This is a genomic window from Streptomyces sp. NRRL F-5755 (assembly GCF_001279365.1).
In the GTDB taxonomy this organism is placed as follows: domain Bacteria; phylum Actinomycetota; class Actinomycetes; order Streptomycetales; family Streptomycetaceae; genus Streptomyces; species Streptomyces rimosus.
In genome coordinates this window covers 12218-32546 of record NZ_LGCW01000272.1, presented here as the reverse complement: position 1 = coordinate 32546, position 20329 = coordinate 12218, and the positions used below count along the sequence as shown (strand labels likewise).

Sequence of the window (20329 nt, the reverse complement as noted above, 5' to 3'; positions counted from 1 at the left end):
TGTTGGGCCCTCGCACTCCGCATGGACACTCCGTGTGACGGAACGGACGTGCGTTACTCGCGCGGCGACTGGCCATCCTCCGGGCTCGGTGTGGCCGAGTGGTTCCCCAACGCGGGACCGGTCGAAGACGGCGATGTGGCCGTCGCCATCAACGGGTATCCGCTGGCCGACGGAGTGGGCTCGGTGCCGGCCCGGCTCATCGGCCAGGGCGCCGTACTGCGCTACCGGCTGTTGCGCGACGGCGCACCGATAGAGGTGGACCTGCTCCTGGTCCGCCCGGACCTGGGCCTGACCCTCGTCCTGCTCGCCGGCCCGCTGCTCTACCTGGCCGTCTTCGGCCTGCTGGCGTCCTGGCTGCGCGCCCGCCGTCCCACCGCCCCCACGCAGGGCCCCCTGTTCCTCGCGTTCACCGCCAGCTTCGCCTGGCTGGTCGCCGGACCGGTCGTGGGGCTGACCGCACTCGACGCCGCGACCGGGAGCCTGCTGTTCTGGCTGTACCACGTTGCGACGCTGGTCGGCGGGACGCTCGCCTGGAGCGCGATGGTGGACCTCGCTCTGGTCCTGCTGCGCGGCCGCTGGCCGGACCGTCGCCACCGGCGGCTTCGCATCGCCGCGTACGCCACACCGTTACTGCTGCTCACGGAATGGATCGCTGCTCTCCTGTGGCTCGGCCCCGGCGGCATGCGGACGGTCGGGCTGGTGCACGTCGGCCAGGAAGTGATCATCGCGGCCTGCTGGCTCACCGCCGGGTGGCTGTCGCTGCTGCTCTACCGCCACGCGACGGCCGCCCGCCGTCGTCCGCTGCGCTGGGTACTGGGCGGTGGACTGCTGACCGGACTCGCCCTGTTCGCCCTCTGGCTCGTCCCCGACATCGCCGTCGGCCGGCGCCCTACGAGCATGCTCTGGCTCGGTCTGGCCGGACTCCCCGTCCTGATCGGCATCACGGTCGCGATCCTGCGCTACGACGTCTACGCCATCAAACAGGTCGTCAGCCGGAGTATCGAATACGCCACCTTGGCAGCCGTCCTGTACGGCTGTTATCTGGCGGTCGCCGCGGCGGCGGCAGCGGCAGCCGCCTCGGACACCCTCGTCGCGGCGAGCGCCGCAGTGGCGGTGGCTGTGGTCGCGCTGCCCCTCAGGGAGGGGATCCGCCGGCACGCGTCGCGCAGGCTCTTCGGCGGCCGGGAGGACCCTGCCCGGGCACTCCGCGCCCTCGGACGCACGCTGGCCCGCGTCCCTTCGCCGCAGCAAGCGCTGCCCCAGGTGGCGGCCGGCGTCATCGAGGCGCTGCGGCTGCCGCACGTGGCCGTCGAGATCGCCGATCCGACCGCTCCCGACGGCTTCCGGACCACGCAGAACCTCGGGGCGCCGATCGGCGAGACCTACCGGCTGCCCCTGCGCCACCACGGCCGTACCGTCGGCCGGCTGACGGTCTGCACCCGGGAGGCGGACGAACCGCTGTCCCCCGCCGATCACGAGCTGCTGTCCGAGGTGGCCGGCCAACTCGGCGCCGCGGTGCACGCGGTGGTGTCGTACGAGGACGTGAGCCGCTCGCGAGCCGCCGCCGTCGCCACCCGCGAACACGAGCGCCGGCGGCTGCGCCGGGACCTGCACGACACGCTGAGCCCGACGCTCATCGGGCTGTCGATGAAGATCGATGCCGCGCTCGTGCTCCTCGGCGACGGCCTCCCCGCGTCCCCTCCTCCCCCGCCCGGCGAGCACGCCGGTCACCCCGTACCAAGCCCGGCGCCGCCCGCCGACGCTCGGCGCCTGCTCGCGGAGAGCGCCGCCGGAATACGCGAGGCGGCCGTCGATCTGCGCCGTCTGGTGGAGGGCCTGCGCCCGCCGGCGCTGGACGCGCTCGGTCTCACGGACGCGGTCCGGGCGGCGGCGCGGGAACTCGTGACCCATGCCGCGGACGGCCCTCGGCTGGAGGTGGCCGGGCCCGCCAAGGAAGCCAAGCTGCCCGCCGGTGTCGAGGTGGCGGCGTATCACATCGCCGTCGAAGCCGTCACCAATTGTGTCCGTCATGCCCACGCCTCCCACTGCACCGTGCGCCTCCGGCTCACCCACCATGGGGCAGGGCATCACGATGGCCCATCACCGCTGTTGTCCGTCGAGGTACGGGACGACGGCACCGGAGTGCCCGATCCGCCAGGGGCTTCGCCCGGCGCCCCCGGAGCCGGACTCCCCTCCATGCGGGAACGTGCCGAAGAACTCGGCGGAACCTGCTCGGTCCGGCCGCTGCCCGGCGGCGGAACCGTCGTACACGCCCTGCTGCCCTGCCCGTCGGCCGGCCGGCCCGCGCCCGGCGCCCTCTCGTCGCCATGAACCCCACGCCGCTCTCCGTACTCCTCGCCGACGACCACCCGGTCTTCCTCGGAGGGCTGCTGGCCCAATGCGCGACCGCGCAGGACATGCTGGTGGCCGCCGCGGTCCGGACCGGGCGGGAGGCAGTGCGGCGCGCCGCGGAACTCCACCCCGATGTGGCCGTACTGGACGTCAGGATGCCGGACTGCGACGGAATCGAGACCACCCGGATGCTGCGCGGGCAGCACCCGCCGGTGGCGGTGCTGATCCTGACGGGGTACGACGACGACCGGCAGTTCGAGGCGGCGATGGCGGCCGGCGCGCACGGATTCCTGTCCAAGCACGCCGAGCCGCATGTGATCCTCGACGCCGTGCGGGCCGTGGCGCACGGCGCGCTGGTCTTCGACCCTCGGCTGGCCGACCGGGTCCGGTCCCGGCTGCGGCCGGAGTACGGGTGGGCCCACGCGTTCCCCCAACTGACGGGCCGCGAGCGCCAAGTGCTCTCCCTGCTGGGCGAACGCTGCTCCAACCACGTCATCGCCCAGCGGTTGGGCCTGCACGAGAAGACCGTACGCAACCACGTCTCGGCCGTCCTCGCCAAGCTGCCGGCGCACGACCGCTCGCATGCCGCGCAACTGGCCCGCGAAGCCGGCCTGGGAGGCGTCCCGCCCACCGGCCCGGGCCCTTGAACCGGCCACGTCCCGGCAGGACCGTCCCGGCTGTCCGGGACAATGCCTCATGCGGCCCGGGACGCCGGGCATGCAGCGTGGTGGACGACAACCGCGGCACCCGTCATGTGAGGAGCCGTCGATGCCGCACCCCGTCACACAGCCCGACTCCTGCCCCCGCCTGATCTTCACCGGGACGGCGTCGGTTCCCAGAACGGTCCACGCCTTCCGGAACAGGCATCTGACCGTGGGCCGTGCCCCCGAGTGTGATCTGCGACTGGACGATCCCCAGGTCAGCAACGTCCACGCGGTACTGCGCCGCTCCGATGGCGCGACCTCGCTCAAAGACAAGGGGTCGACCAACGGCACCTGGCTGAACTCGGTCCGCATCGACGGTACGTACCACCGGCTGCGGGACGGAGACGTGATCCGGTTCGGGTCGGTGGAGGCCGTCTTCCACGCGCCCTTCGGGACCACGACCGCAGTGCCGCCTCGCCCCACACCGGACCCGCCCGCCGGGCCGCCGGTCCCGGCCTCCGAAGCCCACTTCAACAGCGACCGGCAATGGGGCAAGGTCATCAACAACGTGCTGCGGGACCAGTACAACCACCACGTGCAGGAGATCCACGAACGCCGGGACGGTTTCCTCCGCGAGATCGCCGCCGCCCGCACCCGGGCCCGGTGGGTCATCGCGATCGGCCTCGCCGCGTTCCTGACCGGAATGGCGCTGGGTTTCGCGGTCTTCCGTCGGTTCATCACCGGGTTCACCGCCGACTGGGAGTGCATCGCCCGCGGTGACACCCGGTGCTGGGACGGCTCCCTGCCCTCCCCGTTCGGCCCCACCATCGGCGGGATGCCCCTGATCCTGATCGCCATGGCGCTGAACGCCGGGGGAATCATCTGCATGCTCGTCGGCTTCGTACGGCACATCGTCGCGGCTTCCCGTCGGCGCTCCGTGGAATCCGCGCTCAACCAGCCGCTCTCGCCGCCTCCCATCTGGTCCCCGTGAACCTCGACCGAAGGACCCACCATGGGTTTCCGCATACGCCACCAGCAAGGCTCCATCATCAACAACGTGACCGGCGGCCAGACCGTCGTCGGAGGGCAGACGGCGGGCTCTCCCGGTAGCAGCGCGGCCGTCCCACTGCACCACCTGGAAGCGGCTCTGGCCGACGTCCCCCTGCCACGCACGACCGCCCGGACCATTCACGAAGAGCTGACCGCCATTCGCGACGAACTCGCCGGCCCGTCGGCCGACCGCAGCTCGGTGGCCGGGCGTCTGACCCGGATAACCCAGCACCTGGCCTCGGCGGGCGCCCTGGCGGCCGCGGGAAACAGCCTGATCACTCCTCTGTCGGCCCTCGCCACGTGGCTGGGCACGCTCGGCGATCCCATTCACCGGATCCTCGCGTCCATCGGTGGCGCGGGGCCGTGACATCGGCTCACGGTACGGGGCGGTGTCAGCCGAGAAACGACAGCCTGACCTGACGGCTCGGATTGTCCCGGTTCGTATCCACGAAACACACCGACTGCCACGTCCCCAGCGCCAGCCGCCCTTCGACGACAGGAAGTGTCGCGTGGGGTGGGACGAAGGCGGGGAGGACGTGGTCGCGGCCGTGGCCGGGGGAGCCGTGTTGGTGGCGCCAGCGGTTGTCGGCGGGGAGGAGGTCGGCGAGGGCGGTGAGGAGGTCGTCGTCGCTGCCGGCGCCGGTTTCGATGATGGCGATGCCGGCAGTTGCATGGGGGACGAAGACATTCAGGAGGCCGTCGGCGCCGTTCGCGACGTCGCGGAGGAAGGCGGCGCAGTCGTCGGTGATGTCGGCGACTGCTTCCTTGGTGCCGGTGGTGAGGTCCAGGGTCCGGGTCTTGAATGCGTTGCTCATGGGTTCATTTTCATACGGGTGGGGTGGGGATCGGGGCAGCGGTGGGGCAATGTCGCCGCAATAAAGGTCCAGCAGGTGAGATGATGTTTGACCCGACTTCGGGTGCGCCGCTACGTTCAGCGACATGTCTACGTCAGCCCGGCTCACCACGCGCGGTCACATCGACCTGCTGCGGGTGGCGTCCGCCGCGTGTCGGCGCGGGCGCCGGGGCTGAGGGCTTTTGCTCCGCTGACGTCTTTGGGGCGCGTTCAGAAGTGATCCGCGCACACCTTTCGCGTTGCCCTTCTTTTGGTTGGTTCCCGCGCCGAATGTACGGCGTGTTCTCGGCACGTTCCTCTTTCCCCCCGCTGGGTTGCCCAGGACTGGCGTACGGCGGAAGGGGGCGTGCGTCTTCTGATCTGGAGCTTCCGTGACTGTTGATCAGGCCGTGCCTGTGCATGTCCCACCCGACTCGCCGCCGTCGCGTACGAGGCGGCCCGATCTCGTTCCCGTCGTTCCCCTGTCGGGCCGGCGGCGGTCCGTGCCCCGGTGGATTCGGCGCACCGTGGTGCCCGTGTCATTGCTCGTGCTGTGGCAGGTGCTGAGCGCGAGCGGGGCGCTGCCGGAGGACATCCTCGCCTCGCCGGGGACCATCGCCCGTACGGCATGGACGCTGGTGTCCGACGGGACATTGTCGTCGGCGATGCTCGTGTCGCTGCAACGGGTCGCCGTCGGGCTGGCGGCGGGGGTGGTCGCCGGGGTGGCGCTCGCGCTCGTGTCCGGGCTGTCGCGGCTTGGGGAGGATCTTGTCGATCCCGTGGTGCAGATGCTGCGGTCCGTGCCGTGGGTGGGCGTTGTTCCGCTGTTCATTATTTGGCTGGGGATCGGTGAGGCGCCGAAGGTCGCGTTGATCGCGCTGGGGGTGGCCTTTCACCTGTACGTGAATGTGTACGCCGGGATTCGTGGTGTGGATGCGCAACTGGTGGAGGCCGGTACCTCGCTGGGCCTCGGGCGCTGGGGGCTGATCCGGCACGTCGTACTGCCCGGTGCGCTGCCGGGTGCCATGACGGGGCTTCGCTATTCGCTCGCCACCGCCTGGCTCGCGCTCGTTTTCGGTGAGCAGGTGAATGCCGATGACGGGCTCGGGTTCCTGATGAATCAGGCCCGGGAGTTCTTCCGTACCGATGTGATCGTGGTGTGCCTCGTGGTGTACGCGGTCCTCGGGCTGATCGCCGACTTCATCGTCCGCACTCTGGAAAGGCTGCTGCTGCAATGGCGACCGACGTTCACCGGACAGTAGAAGAGGCGGGGAAAGAGGGGCGGTTCGGGGTGGGCGAAGTAGCCGACGGAGGTGCTGCTGTACGGGTTCGGGGGCTGCGGCGGGCTTTCGGTGGGCGGGCCGTCATCGATGGGCTGCGGTTGGATGTGGCGCCCGGTGAGTTCGTGGCGCTGCTGGGGCGGAGTGGGTGCGGCAAGTCCACGCTGTTGCGGGTGCTCGCCGGGCTGGACCGGGAGATCGAGGGGCAGGTGCTCGTACCGGACCGGAAGGCCGTCGCCTTTCAGGCTCCCCGGCTGATGCCGTGGAAGCGGGTGTGGCGGAATGTGCTGCTCGGGCTGCCGGGAACGCCCGAACGCGGCGTGGCTGAAGCGGCGTTGGAAGAAGTGGGGCTGAGGCATCGGGCGGACGCTTGGCCCAAGACGGTGTCCGGCGGTGAGGCTCAGCGCGCTTCGCTGGCCCGCGCGCTCGTACGCGAACCCGATCTGCTGTTGCTGGACGAGCCGTTCGGCGCGCTGGACGCGCTGACGCGCATCAAGGCGCAGCGGCTGGTGGCCGAGCTGTGGCGGGAGCGCGGCTGCGCGGTGCTGCTCGTCACGCATGACGTGGAGGAGGCCCTGTTGCTGGCCGATCGGGTGCTGGTGATGGAGGACGGTGTGATCGCGTACGAGGAGGAGGTCCGCCTGCCGCGCCCCCGCACCGTCGACGACCCGCTGTTCGCCGCGCTGCGCGCGCAACTGCTGGACCGCTTGGGGGTGGAGGGGGTGGAGGCGGACGAGGAGGACGCCGACGAAGAGAAAGAGGTGGAAGTGGGTGCGGCGGGGGTGGTTGTCGCCTGAGGGCGGTTGCCGCTGCCGATACCTCCGCCGCGGCCGCTCCCGCCACCCCGGTCACTGCCACTGCCGATACCACCACCGCAGTCACTGCCACTGCCGATACCACCACCCCGGTCACTGCCACTGCCGATACCGCCACCGCTGGTCGCTGCCGCTCCCGCCGCCATACGTGAGGCCCGCTCTCACGGCCTCTCACCCGCTCTCGTATCCATCCCCCACAGGAAACGGACCACCCCATGCAAGCAACACCCCCACCCCGCCCCTCTCCCCTGCTCTCCCTCCTCGTCCTTCCCCTCCTCCTGCTCACCGCCTGCGGCGGAACCTCCCGAGCCGACGGGGGGCATGGCGGCACCCGCGGCGGCACCGACGGAAAGGGCTCGGTGACGCTGAACGTCGGTGACCAGAAAGGGGGTTCGGAGTCGGTGCTGCGGGCGGCCGGGGAGCTGGACGACCTGCCGTACCGCATCCAGTGGTCGACCTTCACCTCCGGGCCGCCGCTGCTGGAGGCGGTCAACGCCGGGGCGGTGGACGTGGGCGGGGTCGGCAACACGCCGCCGGTCTTCGCCGCCGCGGCGAACTCGAAGATCAAGGTGGTCGCGGCGTCGCACGGCTCGTCCGCGGGGGAAGCGGTCCTGGTGAAGAAGGATTCGCCGATCAAACGGCCCGCCGAGCTGAAGGGCAAGTCGATCGCGGTGGCGCAGGGCAGTTCCGCGCACTACCAGCTCGTCGCGTCCCTGCGGAAGGCCGGGCTGTCACCGAAGGACGTGACGCTCAACTACCTCGAGCCGGCCGACGCGCTGGCCGCGTTCACCCGCGGCCGGGTGGACGCCTGGGCCGTGTGGGACCCGTACACCTCGCAGGCCCTCGACCAGAGTGACGCGCGGGTGCTGACCACCGGGGAGGGCGTCGTCAACGGGCTCAGCTTCCAGGTCGCCGCGCCCGCCGCGCTGGGCGACGAGAAGAAGTCGGCCGCGCTCAAGGACTACGTGGACCGGCTGCGCCGGGCGCAGGACTGGGTGCACCGGCACCCGGACGCCTGGGCGAAGGTGTGGGCCAAGGAGACCGGGCTGCCGCGGGACGTGGCGCTGGCCGCGGCCAAACGGACGCGGGGTACGGCGGTGACCGTCGCCCTGGACCGGCCGGCCGTCGCCTCCGAGCAGCGGATCGCCGACACCTTCGCCGAACTGAAGCTGATCCCCGGCCGCTTTGACTTCTCGTCCTTCGTCGACACCCGGTTCAACGGCGGCCTGCCGCCTTCGAGCACGGCGCCGCGTACCTACACGAACAGCTCTCCAGGAAAGGCCGGCTGAACACCGTGACCGTGCATCTTCATTGGTTCCTGCCGACCGGCGGCGACGGGCGCACGCTCGTCGACCGGCACGCGTACACCGACGGCAGTGTACGGCGTGAGCGGATCACCCCGGTCAGCGGGGTGCGGGCGCCCGACATCGACTATCTGGCGCAGATCGCCAAGGCGGCCGAGCGGCTGGGCTTCGAGGCGGTCCTCACGCCGACGGGCACCTGGTGCGAGGACGCCTGGCTGACGACGGCGGCGCTGACCCAGGTCACCGACCGGCTGAAGTTCCTGGTCGCCTTCCGGCCGGGGGTGATCTCGCCGGTGCTGGCCGCGCAGATGGCCGCGACGTACCAGCGGATCTCCGGTGGCCGGCTGCTGCTGAACGTGGTGACCGGCGGCGACTCCACCGAGCAGCGGCGGTTCGGCGACGGGCTGGACCATGACCGGCGCTATGCCCGTACGGATGAGTTCTTGCAGGTCGTACGGGGTGTGTGGGGTGGCGCGCCGTTCGACTTCCACGGGGAGCACTACCAGGTGGAGGGCGGGCTGACCGCGCTGCCGCCGGACCCGCTGCCGGAGATCTTCTTCGGTGGCTCGTCGGCGGCGGCTGGGCCGGTCGCCGCCCGCAACGTGGACGTGTACCTCACGTGGGGCGAGCCGCCCGAGCAGGTGAAGCAGAAGATCGACTGGATCGCGGGGCTGGCCGCCCGGGAGGGCCGTACGGTCCGCTTCGGCATCCGGCTGCACACCCTCTCGCGCGACTCGGCGAAGGAGGCGTGGGCCACGGCGAACCGGCTGCTGGACGACCTGGACCCGGACACCGTGGCCGCCGCGCAGCAGGCGCTGGGCCGGAGCGAGTCGGTGGGCCAGCAGCGGATGCTCGCGCTGCACGGCGGCTCACGCGACAAGCTGGAGATCGCGCCGAACCTCTGGGCCGGGGTCGGTCTCGTACGCGGCGGTGCGGGAACGGCGCTGGTCGGCAGCCATGCGGAGGTGGCCGACCGCATCGAGGAGTACCACGCGCTCGGCATCGAGCACTTCGTGCTGTCGGGCTATCCGCATCTGGAGGAGGCGTACTGGTTCGGGGAAGGCGTACGGCCCGAGCTGGCTGCGCGCGGGCTGCTGCCGGCCGGGCCCGAACCGCTGGGCGGGGTCCCGGCCCTCGACGGCCGTCCGGCCTCCGCACCGGGCGGAGCGCCGCTGCTGGTGGCCGGCGGTCGCTGAGGGACGGGAGGTGTGGGAGGACGGGAGGGGCAGGGAGAGGGAAGGCGGAAGATTCCGGCCCGCCCCCTGGTTGGTAGAAGCATGAACTACACCGGGGTGCGGGAAGCCGAGGTCGTGGTGGTCGGTGCCGGGCAGGCGGGCCTGGCCGCCGCCTTCCACCTGCGGCGGGTGGGGTACGAGCCGGACCGGGACTTCGTCGTGCTGGACCACGCGCCGCGGCCGGGCGGCGCGTGGCAGTTCCGCTGGCCCACCCTGACGTACGGCAAGGTCCACGGCATGCACGCGCTGCCCGGCATGGAGCTGACCGGCGCCGACCCGGACCGCCCGTCCGCCGAGGTGATCGGCGCGTACTTCGACACGTACGAGCGGACCTTCGGGCTCCGGGTGCACCGCCCCGTGGACGTCCGGGCGGTGCGCGACGGCGCGGACGGGCGCCTGCTGGTCGAGTCCTCGGAGGGTACGTACGCCACCCGCGCCCTGATCAACGCGACCGGCACCTGGGACCGTCCCTTCTGGCCGCGCTTCCCCGGGCAGGGCGACTTCCGGGGGCGGCAGCTGCACAGCTCGCAGTACCGGGGTCCGCAGGACTTCGCGGGGCAGCGCGTGATCGTCGTGGGCGGTGGCACATCGGCCGTCCAGCAGTTGCTGGAGATCGCGGAGGTCGCCGCCGCCACGACCTGGGTGACCCGCCGCCCGCCGGTCTTCCGCGAGGGCCCGTTCGACGAGCAGCAGGGGCGCGCGGCCGTCGCCCGGGTCGAGGAGCGGGTGCGGCGGGGACTGCCGCCGCAGAGTGTGGTGTCGGTCACCGGGTTGCCGATGACGGAGGCGATGCGGCGGGCGCGCGAACGCGGTGTGCTGGAGCGGCTGCCGTTGTTCGACCGGCTCACCGGAACCGGCGCGGTCTGGGCCGACGGCCGTACCGTCGAGGCGGACACGATCCTGTACGCCACCGGCTTCCGCGCCGCCGTCGATCACCTGGCCCCGCTCAAGCTGCGCGAGCCCGGCGGCGGCATCCGGATGGAGGGCACCCGCGCGGTACGGGACCCCCGCGTCCATCTCGTCGGCTACGGCCCCTCCGCCAGCACCATTGGCGCCAACCGCGCGGGACGTGCGGCTGTGCGGGATGTTCGGCGGTTGCTGGGAGAGGCCGCGAAGGAAGTCGGTAGGGAGGACGCGGGGGTGGAGGCGGGGGCTGCGGAGGCGTTCCAGCCGGTTTCGCGGTGACGCGTCCCGGCGCAGACGTACGGTGACGCGTCCCGACGCAGGCGTACCGTGTCGCGTCCCGGCGCAGTGTACGGTCACGCGTCCCAGTACAGGCGTACGGAGGCGGGCCCGCGCCGGTCGGAGGCGGGCCCGCCGGTCAGCGGTGGTCGCCGGTCAGCCGCCGCCGATGCCCCCGCCCCCGCCCCCGATCACTGCGACACGTCAAGCGTCTGCTGAGCCGGGCGCTGGGTGTGCGACGGCTGCGGTGTGCGCAGCTCCGCCGAACCGGTGCCTTCGAAGAGCTGCTCGCCGGCCTTGACCGGTGTGGTGCCGAAGGCGCTCTTGAAGGATGCGGCGCCCTGGTCGGTCAGGGTGAAGGCGATACGGCCGGAGTTGATCTTTCCGGAGGCGAGCCGGGCCTGCTTCCGGTCCAGTTTGAACGCCAGGAACGCCGTCCTGGCCGGGCGGGCGCCCCGGACGTCGCCGGAGACCCGGCCCGTGGCGAGGTCGGCCTTCAAGTGGTTGACCCGCAGGTAGCGGCCGCCGCGGGTGAATTCGAAGCCGCCGTCGAAGTGCATCTCACCCCGGGTGAGGGCGCGGTTGAACGCGCCGCCGGTGATCGGCGTGGTGACGCACCGCCGCTCATGGGTGCCGGTCAGCCGAGCCGGACGGACGGCGTTGAGCCGTACGTGTGCCTTGGCCAGGGCGCGGGAGGCGCCGGGCGTCAGGCAGAAGGTCCCGGTGCCCTTGCCCAGCCGGAACAGTTCCTCCTGGGGTGCGGGCACGGGGCGCGGGCCGTCCGGGGCTGCGGCCAGCGCGAACCCGACGCCCAGGGGCCCGGTGAGGGCGAGCGCGGTCACACAGGCCGTGGTCAACAGGCGGCGCGGTGCGGACATGGAGGCGTCTCCTTCGCGTACGGCTGCCGGTCGGCCGCGGCAGACCGGCAGCGTTGCTGTGTTTGCTACAGGTATTGACGCCCCGGCCCCGGTGGTGACGGGCGCGCCCGCTAATCACCCGTTCGCCCGATGCCCCCGGGTACCGCCCGGTGTGTCGGCTTCGGTGGACACCCCAGGAGAGCGTAAAAGGCGCGCGAAGCGCCCCCGCACCGCTCACCGCGGCCCCGCACCCTAGCAACCACCCACGGCCACGGCAGTTCTTTGTCGCTTTGGTGCCAACAATGCGAAGGCGCCCCGGCCCGGCATTAGCGTCCGTTTTCCATCCCTGGGGAAGGAGGGCGCTGTGCGCAACGTCGGACGGCGGCGTTCGGTGATCGGCGGTGTACGGTCGCGGTTCTCGGTGGGTACGGGCCTGGTCGTCGCCGGGCTTTCCCTGACGGCCGTGGCCATCCTGCTGCCGGTGCAGTTGTTCGCGAGCAGTGGCAGCGCGGCGGGGAGTTCCGCGCCGGCCGCACAGGACGACGGGCTCGGGGTGTGGAACACGCCGTCGGGCCCCTTGTCACCGCTCGACCGGGAATTCGTCAGAAAGGTACGGCAGGCCGGACTGTGGGAACTGCCCGCCGGCCGGCAAGCACTGCAACGCGGTACGCGGCAGGCCGTCAAGCACGCGGGCCGGCATTTGCTGGAGGGGCACACCGATCTCAATCAGCGTGCCGCCGACACGGCCCGCGCCCTGAACATCACGCTCCCCGGACAGCCGACTCCCGAGCAGCAGGGCTGGCTCGCCCAGCTCGACGCGGCCGAAGGGGACGCCTATGAGCGGTTGTTCGCGAATCTGGCCCGCCGGGCGCACGGCAAGGTGTTCTCCCTTGTCGCGCAGGTGCGGGCGAGCACCCGGAATTCCATGATCCGGGATTTGGCCACCCGCGCCAATTCCGTCGTGCTCGATCACATAACGGCGCTGGAACAGACCGGACTGGTCGACTTCGAAGCGCTCGCCGATGGGCAGCCGCCCAGGTAGCCCTGCGTATATCCCTGCCCATGGCACTGCCGACCAGCGGCAAGCCATCGAATACCGGTTCCCGTGAAACGACCGCGCCCGGCGTACGTATGACCGCGAGACCGCATCGCCGCGAAGAGGCACGGCCGCAGGACCACCCCGCGATCAGAAGCGAAGTGATGACATGAAACGGCAGAAACGGATAACGGCGCGGACGGCGCGTCCGCACAAGAGGACGCGCCTTTCCAAGCGGAGCGGCGCGCTGATCCTCACGGCGCTGGCCGCGTGCGGCGGTACGGCGGTCATCGCCGCCCAGGCGCTGGCGGGGCCCGGCGGGCCCGGGGCCGACAGCGCGGACGCCCCGGCGGGCGGCAGCGCCGGCACGGCGGCCGGGCGGACGATCAGCTGCCCGGACGTGGGGCAGCAACTGCGCAGCCTTCCGCCCGCCGCCGCGCCCGAAGTGAACCGCAACCTGGGGCAGTTGGACGCCCAGGTCGCCCAGGCGTTCCGGCGGTGGTCGGCCGATCCCGGCACACAGGGCGAAGTGCTGCGCGGCCTGGAGGAAGACCGTAAGGCCACCATCGGGCGGATCACGGACGCGCTGCGCCGGGCCGGTGAGCAGCCGGACGCGCTCGACCGGCTGAGCGCGTGCCGCACGACGACGGGGAATTCCGCCACCGCGCGGAACGCGCTCCGGGACGCCCAGAGCGGGAACAGTGCGGGCAACGGCCCGTTCCGCGACGACTTCGTCGACATCAGAACCGTACGGCCGAATACGCGCGGCAATGACCAAGGGGGAGGCGGCGCCGCCTCCGGTTCGTTCCGCTCGGAATGCGGGCGCAACGAGAACCGGCACAACAACCCGGACAACCTGATCGTGGCGCCGGGAGTCAGCAACGGTGCCCACCATATGCACGACTATGTCGGCAATCTGGCGACGAACGCGTTCTCCTCCGACCGGGAACTGGCCGGGGCCGGTACGACCTGCGGCAACGGGGACCGGTCCACGTATTACTGGCCGGTGCTGCGGCTACGGGACAACGGGCGGGAACGGGACGCCGACGCACCCGGCGGCGGGCAGGACGGCAATGTCGGCACCATCCTCCGCCCGGCGAAAGTGTCGCTGGAATTCGACGGGAACGGCGCGGACAAGGTCACGGCCATGCCCCCGTTCCTGCGGAACCTCACCGGTGACGCGAAAGCGCTGACGAACGGCCCGGCCAACGCGAACGCCTCGTGGAGCTGTACCGGTTTCGAGGACCGGCAGCTGAAGAACAAGTATCCGCTCTGTCCTCGGGGCAGCAATGTCGTACGGTCGCTGGCGTTCCCCAGCTGCTGGGACGGGCGCAACATCGACAGTGCCAATCACCGGACGCATGTCGTGTTCCCGGACGGGAACGGGCAGTGCCGCAACGGATTCCGGGCCATTCCCCGGCTGGTGCAGCGGCTGACCTACGCCGTCCCGCCGAACGCGCGGTACGCCGTGGACAGTTTCCCCGACCAGCTGCACAACCCGGTGACGGATCACGGGGACTTCATCAACGTGATGCCGCAGCGGCTGATGCGCACGGCCGTGGACTGCATCAATTCCGGCCGCGACTGCCGGTGAAAGGGGGAATTCCGGCATGAGGTCTCCCTCCGGCCCGGTGCTGCTTCTTGGCGCGGCAGGCGTCCTGTCCTGCGCGATCGTGGTGACCGGTTATGCGAACGGCGGTCCGGCGCCCGCCGCCCAGGGCTCCCCGCACCCCGCGCACACCGCCCCCTCCCCCGGCGCGTCCGGCCCGCCGGTCTCCCTGGCGCGGATCGCCGCCGCCCTCGGCTGCCGCGCCGAAGTCATCGTCGACGCCCAGGAGCTGCGCGAGGGCGGCTGCACCACCGGCGCCGGCACCTTCCGCATGCTCACCTTCAGCAGCGACGCCAAGAAGCGCGCCTGGCTCACCGAGGCGCAGGCGTACGGGGGGACGTATCTCGTCGGCACCCGCTGGTCGGTCACCGGCCCGTCCCGGAGCGCGCTGGCCCCGCTCCGGGCCGAGTTGGGCGGCGCCGTGGAAACGGGCGGCGGACATGGCCGTTCCTCCCGGCACGATCACGCCCCCTGACGTGGGCGAACCCCCCGACACGGCCGGAAACGGGCACCACGGTGCCCGTTTTCCGTGTGTGACGGCCTCCCGGCGGTGGTAGTGATCACGGACGCGGACGTATGTTCGCGTCCGTGAACCCCCGTGCGGTCCCCCGCACGTCCCCCGCAGCACCCCCACAACGATTCCTGGAGGCATCCCATGGCATCCCCGCACCCCGTCGCGCCGACCGCGTCCCCGCTTCCGCTGATGCAGTTAGCCACCGGGTTCTGGGCGTTCAAGACGCTGGCCACCGCCGACGAGCTGGGCCTGTTCGGCATGCTCGACCGGCTGGGCGGCGGCACGATCGAGGAGTGCGCCGAAGAGCTGGAGATCGGCACCCGGCCGGCGGGGATGCTGCTGACCGGCTGCGCGGCGCTGGACCTGCTGGAACGCCGCGGGGACGGCCGCTTCGTCAACTCGGCGCTGGCCGACGCCTATCTGGTGCCGGGGCGCCCGTACCACTTCAGCGGCTGGCTGCGGATGCTGGACCAGCGGCTGTACCCGGGCTGGGGCCGGCTCGGCGAGGCGGTGCGCACCAACCGGCCCACGACCTGGGACCCCGACAAGCAACTGCACCTGTTCGACACCGAGGACCCGGGCCTGCTGTCGGTGTTCTGGGAGGCGATGCACGCGGTGTCGTCGTGGACCGCGCAGCGGCTCGGCGAGGTGGTGGACCTGACCGCCGGGACGCGGCTGCTGGACGTGGGCGGCGGCTCCGGCGCGTACGCCATCGAGCTGTGCCGGCAGCATCCGGGCCTGAAGGCGACGGTCTACGACTTGCCGAAGGTGTGTCCGGTCGCGGACCGCAACATCGCCGACGCCGGGCTCGCGGACCGGATCGGCACCCATCCCGGCGACTTCCTCGCCGAGCCCGCGCTGCCCGGCGGCCACGACGTGATCGTGCTGTCGATGATCCTGCACGACTGGGACGAGGACACCAACCGCACGCTGCTCGACAAGTGCTGCGCGGCACTGCCGCCCGGCGGCACCCTGGTGATCAGCGAGCTGATGGTGGACGACGATCTGACCGGGCCCGCGCCGGCCGCCCTGATGAGCCTGAACATGCTGGTGGAGACCGAGGGCGGCCGCAACTACACGGCGGCGGAGTACAGCTCCTGGCTGCGGGACGCCGGGTTCTCCGAGGTGCGCAAGGTGCCGTTCGAGGCGCCCGGCGCCAACGCGGCCGTCGTCGCCCGCAGGTGACGCCCGGACCGTGATCCGGATGCGGGCCGTCCCGGTGCGCGCGGACCGCGGACGGCCCGCGCGCACCCGTGCCTCAGGTCTCCAGCTTCTGCTTGGCGGTCTCCGGCAGGGTCAGATAGACGACGAAGGAGACCAGGCAGAGCGCGGACACGTACCAGGGGAACAGGTCCGGGTGCCCGGCCTGCTTGAACCAGGTGCCCACGTAGGGCGCGGTGCCGCCGAAGAGCGCCACGGTCAGGGAGTACGGGAAGCCGATGCCGGCGGCCCGTACGCGGGCCGGGAAGACCTCGGCGTTCACGGCCGCGGCCACCGCCGTGTAGCCGGTCAGCAGCACCATGCCCGCGCACTGCACCAGCAGCAGCGACCAGAACGCGTCGGTCACCAGGTGCAGCAGCGGTACGGCGAGCACCGCGAAGCCCAGCGCGAAGCCGAGCAGCAGCGGCTTGCGGCCGATCCGGTCCGAGAGCATGCCGCCGAGCGGCTGGAGCAGGGTGAAGAAGAGCAGCGACAGGGTGCCGGCGGTGAGCGCCTGGCTCTTGTCGAACCCGGCGTTGACCTGCGCGTAGGTGGGCAGGTAGGTGGTCCAGGTGTAGTAGGCGAGGGTGCCGCCCGCGGTGATGCCGCAGATCAGCAGGGACTGCCGGGGGTGGCGGCGCAGCGCCTCGAAGAGGCCGGGGCGGGCGGCGGCGCGCTGCTGCGCGCTGCGCGTCTCGCGCGCCCCGCTGCGTACCCACAGGCCGATCAGGCTGAGCACGGCGCCGATCAGGAACACCACGCGCCAGCCCCACTGCCCCATCTGGTCCTCGGTGAGGACGCCCGCGAGCAGGGCCGCGGTGCCGGACGCCAGCAGCTGGCCGGCGGTGGTGGAGACGTACTGGAAGCTGGAGAACAGTCCGCGCCGCCCCGGGCCCGCCGATTCGACGAGGAAGGTGGTGGAGGCGGCGAACTCGCCGCCGACCGAGAGCCCCTGGACGAGCCGGGCGACGACGAGCACGACCGGCGCCAGTACGCCGGTGGCCGCGTAGGTGGGGACGACGGCGACGAGCAGGCTGCCGCCGCCCATCAGGAGGATCGTCACGGTCAGCGCGGCGCGGCGGCCCCGGCGGTCGGCGACCGCGCCCATCAGCAGTCCGCCGATCGGGCGCATGAAGAAGCCCACCGCGAAGACCGCGAAGGTGGACAGCAGCGGCACCAGGGAGTTGCCGGTGCCCTTGGGGAAGACCCGGTCGGCGATGTAGACGGCCAGGAAGGAGTACGCGTACCAGTCGTACCACTCCACCGCATTGCCGACCGACGCCGCGGCCAGCTGCCGCAGCTGCGACACCTGCCGCGGCGCGCCGTCGGGTCCTTGCGCTCGCGTTATGTCCGGGGCCTGCTCCGCACGTGTCATGGTCCTCCGCTCCGGGTCCTTCTCCTCGGCCCGCCACTGGGGCAGGATGAGCCGACAGGTGATCATGTACCGGTGGGACGGCCCGCCGCCAGCGGTAACGGCAGCCGAAAGGAGATGGCAACGTGCGTGTAGCACTGTTCGTCACCTGCATCAACGACACGCTCCACCCGGACACCGGCCGGGCAGTGATCACGCTGCTGGAACGCCTCGGTGTCGAGGTGGGATTCCCCGAGGAGCAGAGCTGCTGCGGCCAGCCGCAGTTCAACACCGGCTACCGGCATCTGACGGAGCCGCTGGTGCGCCGCTACGAGCGGGCCTTCCGGGATTACGACTACGTGGTCACCCCGTCCGGTTCCTGCGCGGCGATGGTGCGCGACAACTATCCGCGGATCGCGGAGCGGGCCGCGGCCGAGGGGCGCGGCGGGCGGGACCTGGCCGAGGCCGCGGCGCGCGCCGTACCGAAGACGTACGAGCTGACCGAGTTCCTGGTCGACGTGCTGAAGGTGACGGACGTGGGCGCGTACTACCCGCACACCGTCACCTACCACCCGACCTGCCACGGTCTGCGGATGCTGCGTCTGGGCGACCGGCCGCGGCGGCTGCTGGAGCACGTCAAGGGCCTGGAGCTGCGGGAACTGCCGGGCGCCGAGGAGTGCTGCGGCTTCGGCGGCACCTTCGCGGTGAAGAATCCGGCGGTGTCGGCCGCGATGGGCGCCGACAAGGTGCGCGCCGTCCGGGAGACGGGCGCCGAGGCGGTCTGCACGGTCGACAACTCCTGTCTGCTGCACATCGGCGGCATGCTCAGGCGGGAGGGCGCGGCGGCCCGGCCCGTGCACATCGCGGAGATCCTGGCCGCCACCGAACCCGGCGCCCGGCAGCCCGTCCGGACCGCTGCCACGGAAGGGAGCCCGCGATGAGCGGCACCTATCTCGGCATGCCCGCGTTCCCCACGGCCGCCGCGTCCTCCACGCAGGACGGCCGACTGCGCGCGAACCTGCGGTACGCCACCCACACCATCCGCGACAAGCGGGCCAAGGCGGTCGCCGAGCTGGACGACTGGGCGCGGCTGCGGGCCGCGGGCGCCGCCGTCAAGGACCGTACGCTGCGCCATCTCGACCACTACCTGGAACAGCTGGAGGAGGCGGTGACGGCGGCCGGCGGGCAGGTGCACTGGGCGGCGGACGCCGCCGAGGCCAACGCCATCGTCGCCCGGCTGGTGCGGGAGACCGGCGAGCGCGAGGTCGTCAAGGTCAAGTCGATGGCGACGCAGGAGACCGGGCTGAACCGGGCGCTGGCCGAGGCCGGCATCAGCGCGTACGAGACGGACCTCGCGGAGCTGATCGTGCAGCTCGGCGACGATCTGCCGTCGCACATTCTGGTGCCCGCGATCCACCGCAACCGCGGCGAGATCCGCGACATCTTCCGTGAGCGGATGGGCAGCTGGGGCCGCGCGGCGCCCGAGGGGCTGTCCGACGCGCCGGGCGAACTGGCGGAGGCGGCGCGGCTGCATCTGCGCGAGAAGTTCCTGAACGCCAAGGTCGGCATCTCGGGCGCCAACTTCATGGTGGCGGAGACCGGCACGCTCGTCGTCGTGGAGTCCGAGGGCAACGGCCGGATGTGCCTGACCCTGCCGGAGACGCTGATCTCCGTCGTCGGCATCGAGAAGGTGGTGCCCACCTGGCAGGACCTGGAGATCTTCCTCCAGCTGCTGCCCCGCTCCTCGACCGCCGAGCGGATGAACCCGTACACCTCGATGTGGACCGGGACGGCGGACGGCGACGGCCCGCGCGCCTTCCATCTCGTGCTGCTGGACAACGGCCGCACCGACACCCTCGCCGACACGGTGGGCCGCCAGGCGCTGCGCTGCATCCGCTGCTCGGCCTGCCTGAACGTCTGCCCGGTGTACGAGCGGGCCGGCGGGCACGCGTACGGCTCGGCGTACCCGGGCCCGATCGGCGCGATCCTCACGCCGCAGCTGCGCGGTACGGCGAGCGAGCTGGACGCCTCGCTGCCGTACGCGTCGTCGCTGTGCGGCGCCTGCTACGAGGTGTGCCCGGTGGCCATCGACATCCCGGAGGTGCTGGTGCATCTGCGGGAGCGGGTGGTGCAGGGCGGCAAGGTGACGCGGCGCGGGGTGAAGACCGTCCTGAAGCCGGCCAAGGGGCACGCCGCCGAGCGGGCGGCGATGCGTGCGGCGGGGTTCGCCTTCGCTCATCCGGGGGTGCTGCGGGCGGGCCAGCGGCTGGCGGGCCGCACCCGGCGGCTGCATCCGCGCCGGCTGCCGGGCCCCGGGCACGCCTGGTCGGACACCCGGGACCTGCCGCCGGTGCCGGCCGAGTCGTTCCGCGACTGGTGGCGGCGTACGCGTGGAGAGGAGCAGGGCAAGTGAGCAGCCGGGATGTGGTGCTGGCGCGGGTGCGCCGGGCGCTGGCGGACGTACCGCGCGGCGAGGGGCCGGAGGACGCGCCGGTGCCGCGCGACTACCTGCGCGCCCACGGCTCCCGTACGGATGAGGAGCGGGTGGCGCTGCTGGCGGAGAATCTGGCGGAGTACCGGGCGCTGGTGCATCACAGCGACACGAACGGCCTGGCGGCGCTGATCGCGCGCCTGCTGGACGAGCACGGCGCGCGCTCCGTACTCGTGCCGCCGGGGCTGGACCCGTCGTGGACGGCCGCCGCCGACTCCACCCGCATCCACGACCGGACAGCGAGCACCGCCCGCGAACTCGACGCGGTGGACAGCGTCGTCACCGGCTGCGCGGTGGCCATCGCGGAGACCGGCACGATCGTCCTGGACGGCTCGCCCGACCAGGGGCGCCGCCGGATCTCGCTCGTCCCCGATCACCACATCTGCGTCGTCCGGGTCCCGGACCAGGTCGTCGACTCGGTCCCGCAGGCGCTCGAACGGCTGGACCCGGCACGGCCGTTGACGTGGATCTCGGGTCCGTCGGCGACCAGTGACATCGAGCTGGACCGGGTGGAAGGGGTGCACGGACCGCGGAAGCTGGAGGTCGTGCTGCTCTCGGAGTGAGGCGGGCGCGGGAA

Annotated in this window: 20 protein-coding genes; 17 read left to right on the top strand and 3 right to left on the bottom strand. The window is 71.9% G+C overall.

Annotation, left to right across the window (positions count from 1 at the left end):
• Window positions 1–48 precede the first annotated feature (48 nt).
• From ADK86_RS25495 to ADK86_RS25480, 4 genes are all read left to right on the top strand, one after another.
• A complete protein-coding gene (locus tag ADK86_RS25495; protein WP_159393954.1) occupies window positions 49–2331 on the top strand; it encodes a GAF domain-containing sensor histidine kinase in 2283 nt (760 codons plus the stop codon).
• Complete coding sequence (locus ADK86_RS25490; RefSeq protein WP_053698676.1) at window positions 2328–2999, top strand: response regulator transcription factor; 672 nt, start codon at window positions 2328–2330, stop codon at window positions 2997–2999. The genes ADK86_RS25495 and ADK86_RS25490 overlap by 4 nt, the downstream gene beginning before the upstream one ends.
• 121 nt (window positions 3000–3120) lie before the next feature.
• On the top strand, window positions 3121–3987 hold the full coding sequence (locus ADK86_RS25485) for an FHA domain-containing protein (protein WP_053698675.1): 867 nt from the start codon (window positions 3121–3123) through the stop codon (window positions 3985–3987).
• A 21-nt stretch (window positions 3988–4008) separates the two neighbouring features.
• Complete coding sequence (locus ADK86_RS25480; RefSeq protein WP_053698674.1) at window positions 4009–4413, top strand: hypothetical protein; 405 nt, start codon at window positions 4009–4011, stop codon at window positions 4411–4413.
• A 25-nt stretch (window positions 4414–4438) separates the two neighbouring features.
• On the opposite strand, the gene ADK86_RS25475 is transcribed toward ADK86_RS25480, so the two are convergent.
• Window positions 4439–4861, bottom strand: coding sequence for a secondary thiamine-phosphate synthase enzyme YjbQ (locus tag ADK86_RS25475; protein ID WP_053698673.1), 423 nt, complete (start codon window positions 4859–4861; stop codon window positions 4439–4441).
• 124 nt (window positions 4862–4985) lie between these two features.
• Here ADK86_RS25475 and ADK86_RS45445 point away from each other — a divergent pair, with 124 nt between their 5' ends.
• The 6 genes from ADK86_RS45445 (at window position 4986) to ADK86_RS25450 (ending at window position 10697) form a co-directional block, all read left to right on the top strand.
• Window positions 4986–5075 (top strand): putative leader peptide, encoded by a 90-nt coding sequence (locus ADK86_RS45445; RefSeq protein ID WP_324611416.1) that lies wholly within the window; start codon window positions 4986–4988, stop codon window positions 5073–5075.
• Window positions 5076–5288: 213 nt separating this feature from the next.
• Window positions 5289–6140: an ABC transporter permease gene (locus ADK86_RS25470; RefSeq protein WP_199834467.1), complete on the top strand. Its 852-nt coding sequence runs from the start codon at window positions 5289–5291 to the stop codon at window positions 6138–6140.
• Entirely contained in the window at window positions 6113–6955 is an 843-nt protein-coding gene (locus ADK86_RS25465) for an ABC transporter ATP-binding protein (RefSeq protein WP_420718883.1), read from the top strand. Before ADK86_RS25470 ends, ADK86_RS25465 begins: the two co-directional genes overlap by 28 nt.
• 233 nt (window positions 6956–7188) lie before the next feature.
• A complete protein-coding gene (locus ADK86_RS25460) occupies window positions 7189–8262 on the top strand; it encodes an ABC transporter substrate-binding protein (RefSeq protein WP_053698672.1) in 1074 nt (357 codons plus the stop codon).
• A 5-nt stretch (window positions 8263–8267) separates the two neighbouring features.
• A complete protein-coding gene (locus ADK86_RS25455; protein ID WP_053698671.1) occupies window positions 8268–9473 on the top strand; it encodes an LLM class flavin-dependent oxidoreductase in 1206 nt (401 codons plus the stop codon).
• Window positions 9474–9554: 81 nt separating this feature from the next.
• Complete coding sequence (locus tag ADK86_RS25450) at window positions 9555–10697, top strand: NAD(P)-binding domain-containing protein (protein WP_053698670.1); 1143 nt, start codon at window positions 9555–9557, stop codon at window positions 10695–10697.
• Window positions 10698–10885: 188 nt separating this feature from the next.
• Here the strand turns inward: ADK86_RS25450 and ADK86_RS25445 are convergent, their stop codons facing one another.
• On the bottom strand, window positions 10886–11572 hold the full coding sequence (locus ADK86_RS25445) for a hypothetical protein (protein ID WP_053698669.1): 687 nt from the start codon (window positions 11570–11572) through the stop codon (window positions 10886–10888).
• Window positions 11573–11915: 343 nt separating this feature from the next.
• Here ADK86_RS25445 and ADK86_RS25440 point away from each other — a divergent pair, with 343 nt between their 5' ends.
• From ADK86_RS25440 to ADK86_RS25425, 4 genes are all read left to right on the top strand, one after another.
• Window positions 11916–12593, top strand: a complete 678-nt coding sequence (locus tag ADK86_RS25440) for a DUF4142 domain-containing protein (protein WP_053698668.1) — start codon at window positions 11916–11918, stop codon at window positions 12591–12593.
• Window positions 12594–12756: 163 nt separating this feature from the next.
• Window positions 12757–14181 carry a DUF1996 domain-containing protein gene (locus tag ADK86_RS25435; RefSeq protein WP_053698667.1) on the top strand — a complete coding sequence of 475 codons (1425 nt, stop codon included), beginning with the start codon at window positions 12757–12759 and terminating at the stop codon, window positions 14179–14181.
• A 16-nt stretch (window positions 14182–14197) separates the two neighbouring features.
• On the top strand, window positions 14198–14671 hold the full coding sequence (locus tag ADK86_RS25430) for a hypothetical protein (RefSeq protein WP_159393953.1): 474 nt from the start codon (window positions 14198–14200) through the stop codon (window positions 14669–14671).
• Between the two features lie 180 nt (window positions 14672–14851).
• Complete coding sequence (locus tag ADK86_RS25425) at window positions 14852–15895, top strand: methyltransferase (RefSeq protein WP_078952266.1); 1044 nt, start codon at window positions 14852–14854, stop codon at window positions 15893–15895.
• A 73-nt stretch (window positions 15896–15968) separates the two neighbouring features.
• Here ADK86_RS25425 and ADK86_RS25420 read toward each other — a convergent pair whose 3' ends face one another.
• Entirely contained in the window at window positions 15969–17285 is a 1317-nt protein-coding gene (locus tag ADK86_RS25420; RefSeq protein ID WP_420718884.1) for an MFS transporter, read from the bottom strand.
• A gap of 122 nt (window positions 17286–17407) precedes the next feature.
• Between ADK86_RS25420 and ADK86_RS25415 the strand changes: the two genes are divergently transcribed.
• The 3 genes from ADK86_RS25415 to ADK86_RS25405 are packed head-to-tail and all read left to right on the top strand — an operon-like array spanning window position 17408 to window position 20315.
• The gene (locus ADK86_RS25415; protein WP_053698665.1) at window positions 17408–18202 is read left to right on the top strand and encodes a (Fe-S)-binding protein; all 795 of its coding nucleotides are present in this window, start codon (window positions 17408–17410) and stop codon (window positions 18200–18202) included.
• Entirely contained in the window at window positions 18199–19674 is a 1476-nt protein-coding gene (locus tag ADK86_RS25410) for a lactate utilization protein B (RefSeq protein WP_053698664.1), read from the top strand. The genes ADK86_RS25415 and ADK86_RS25410 overlap by 4 nt, the downstream gene beginning before the upstream one ends.
• Window positions 19671–20315 carry a LutC/YkgG family protein gene (locus ADK86_RS25405; RefSeq protein WP_053698663.1) on the top strand — a complete coding sequence of 215 codons (645 nt, stop codon included), beginning with the start codon at window positions 19671–19673 and terminating at the stop codon, window positions 20313–20315. The genes ADK86_RS25410 and ADK86_RS25405 overlap by 4 nt, the downstream gene beginning before the upstream one ends.
• Window positions 20316–20329: the final 14 nt, after the last annotated feature.

Excerpts from the sequence above, each read along its gene's own strand:
- ADK86_RS25490 (WP_053698676.1), top strand. The coding sequence starts at position 2,328 with ATGAACCCCACGCCGCTCTCCGTACTCCTCGCCGACGACCACCCGGTC.
- ADK86_RS25425 (WP_078952266.1), top strand. The coding sequence starts at position 14,852 with ATGGCATCCCCGCACCCCGTCGCGCCGACCGCGTCCCCGCTTCCGCTG.
- ADK86_RS25445 (WP_053698669.1), bottom strand. The coding sequence starts at position 11,572 with ATGTCCGCACCGCGCCGCCTGTTGACCACGGCCTGTGTGACCGCGCTC.
- ADK86_RS25485 (WP_053698675.1), top strand. The coding sequence starts at position 3,121 with ATGCCGCACCCCGTCACACAGCCCGACTCCTGCCCCCGCCTGATCTTC.
- ADK86_RS25480 (WP_053698674.1), top strand. The coding sequence starts at position 4,009 with ATGGGTTTCCGCATACGCCACCAGCAAGGCTCCATCATCAACAACGTG.
- ADK86_RS25450 (WP_053698670.1), top strand. The coding sequence starts at position 9,555 with ATGAACTACACCGGGGTGCGGGAAGCCGAGGTCGTGGTGGTCGGTGCC.
- ADK86_RS45445 (WP_324611416.1), top strand. The coding sequence starts at position 4,986 with ATGTCTACGTCAGCCCGGCTCACCACGCGCGGTCACATCGACCTGCTG.
- ADK86_RS25465 (WP_420718883.1), top strand. The coding sequence starts at position 6,113 with ATGGCGACCGACGTTCACCGGACAGTAGAAGAGGCGGGGAAAGAGGGG.
- ADK86_RS25435 (WP_053698667.1), top strand. The coding sequence starts at position 12,757 with ATGAAACGGCAGAAACGGATAACGGCGCGGACGGCGCGTCCGCACAAG.
- ADK86_RS25420 (WP_420718884.1), bottom strand. The coding sequence starts at position 17,285 with ATGACACGTGCGGAGCAGGCCCCGGACATAACGCGAGCGCAAGGACCC.
- ADK86_RS25460 (WP_053698672.1), top strand. The coding sequence starts at position 7,189 with ATGCAAGCAACACCCCCACCCCGCCCCTCTCCCCTGCTCTCCCTCCTC.
- ADK86_RS25410 (WP_053698664.1), top strand. The coding sequence starts at position 18,199 with ATGAGCGGCACCTATCTCGGCATGCCCGCGTTCCCCACGGCCGCCGCG.
- ADK86_RS25430 (WP_159393953.1), top strand. The coding sequence starts at position 14,198 with ATGAGGTCTCCCTCCGGCCCGGTGCTGCTTCTTGGCGCGGCAGGCGTC.
- ADK86_RS25475 (WP_053698673.1), bottom strand. The coding sequence starts at position 4,861 with ATGAGCAACGCATTCAAGACCCGGACCCTGGACCTCACCACCGGCACC.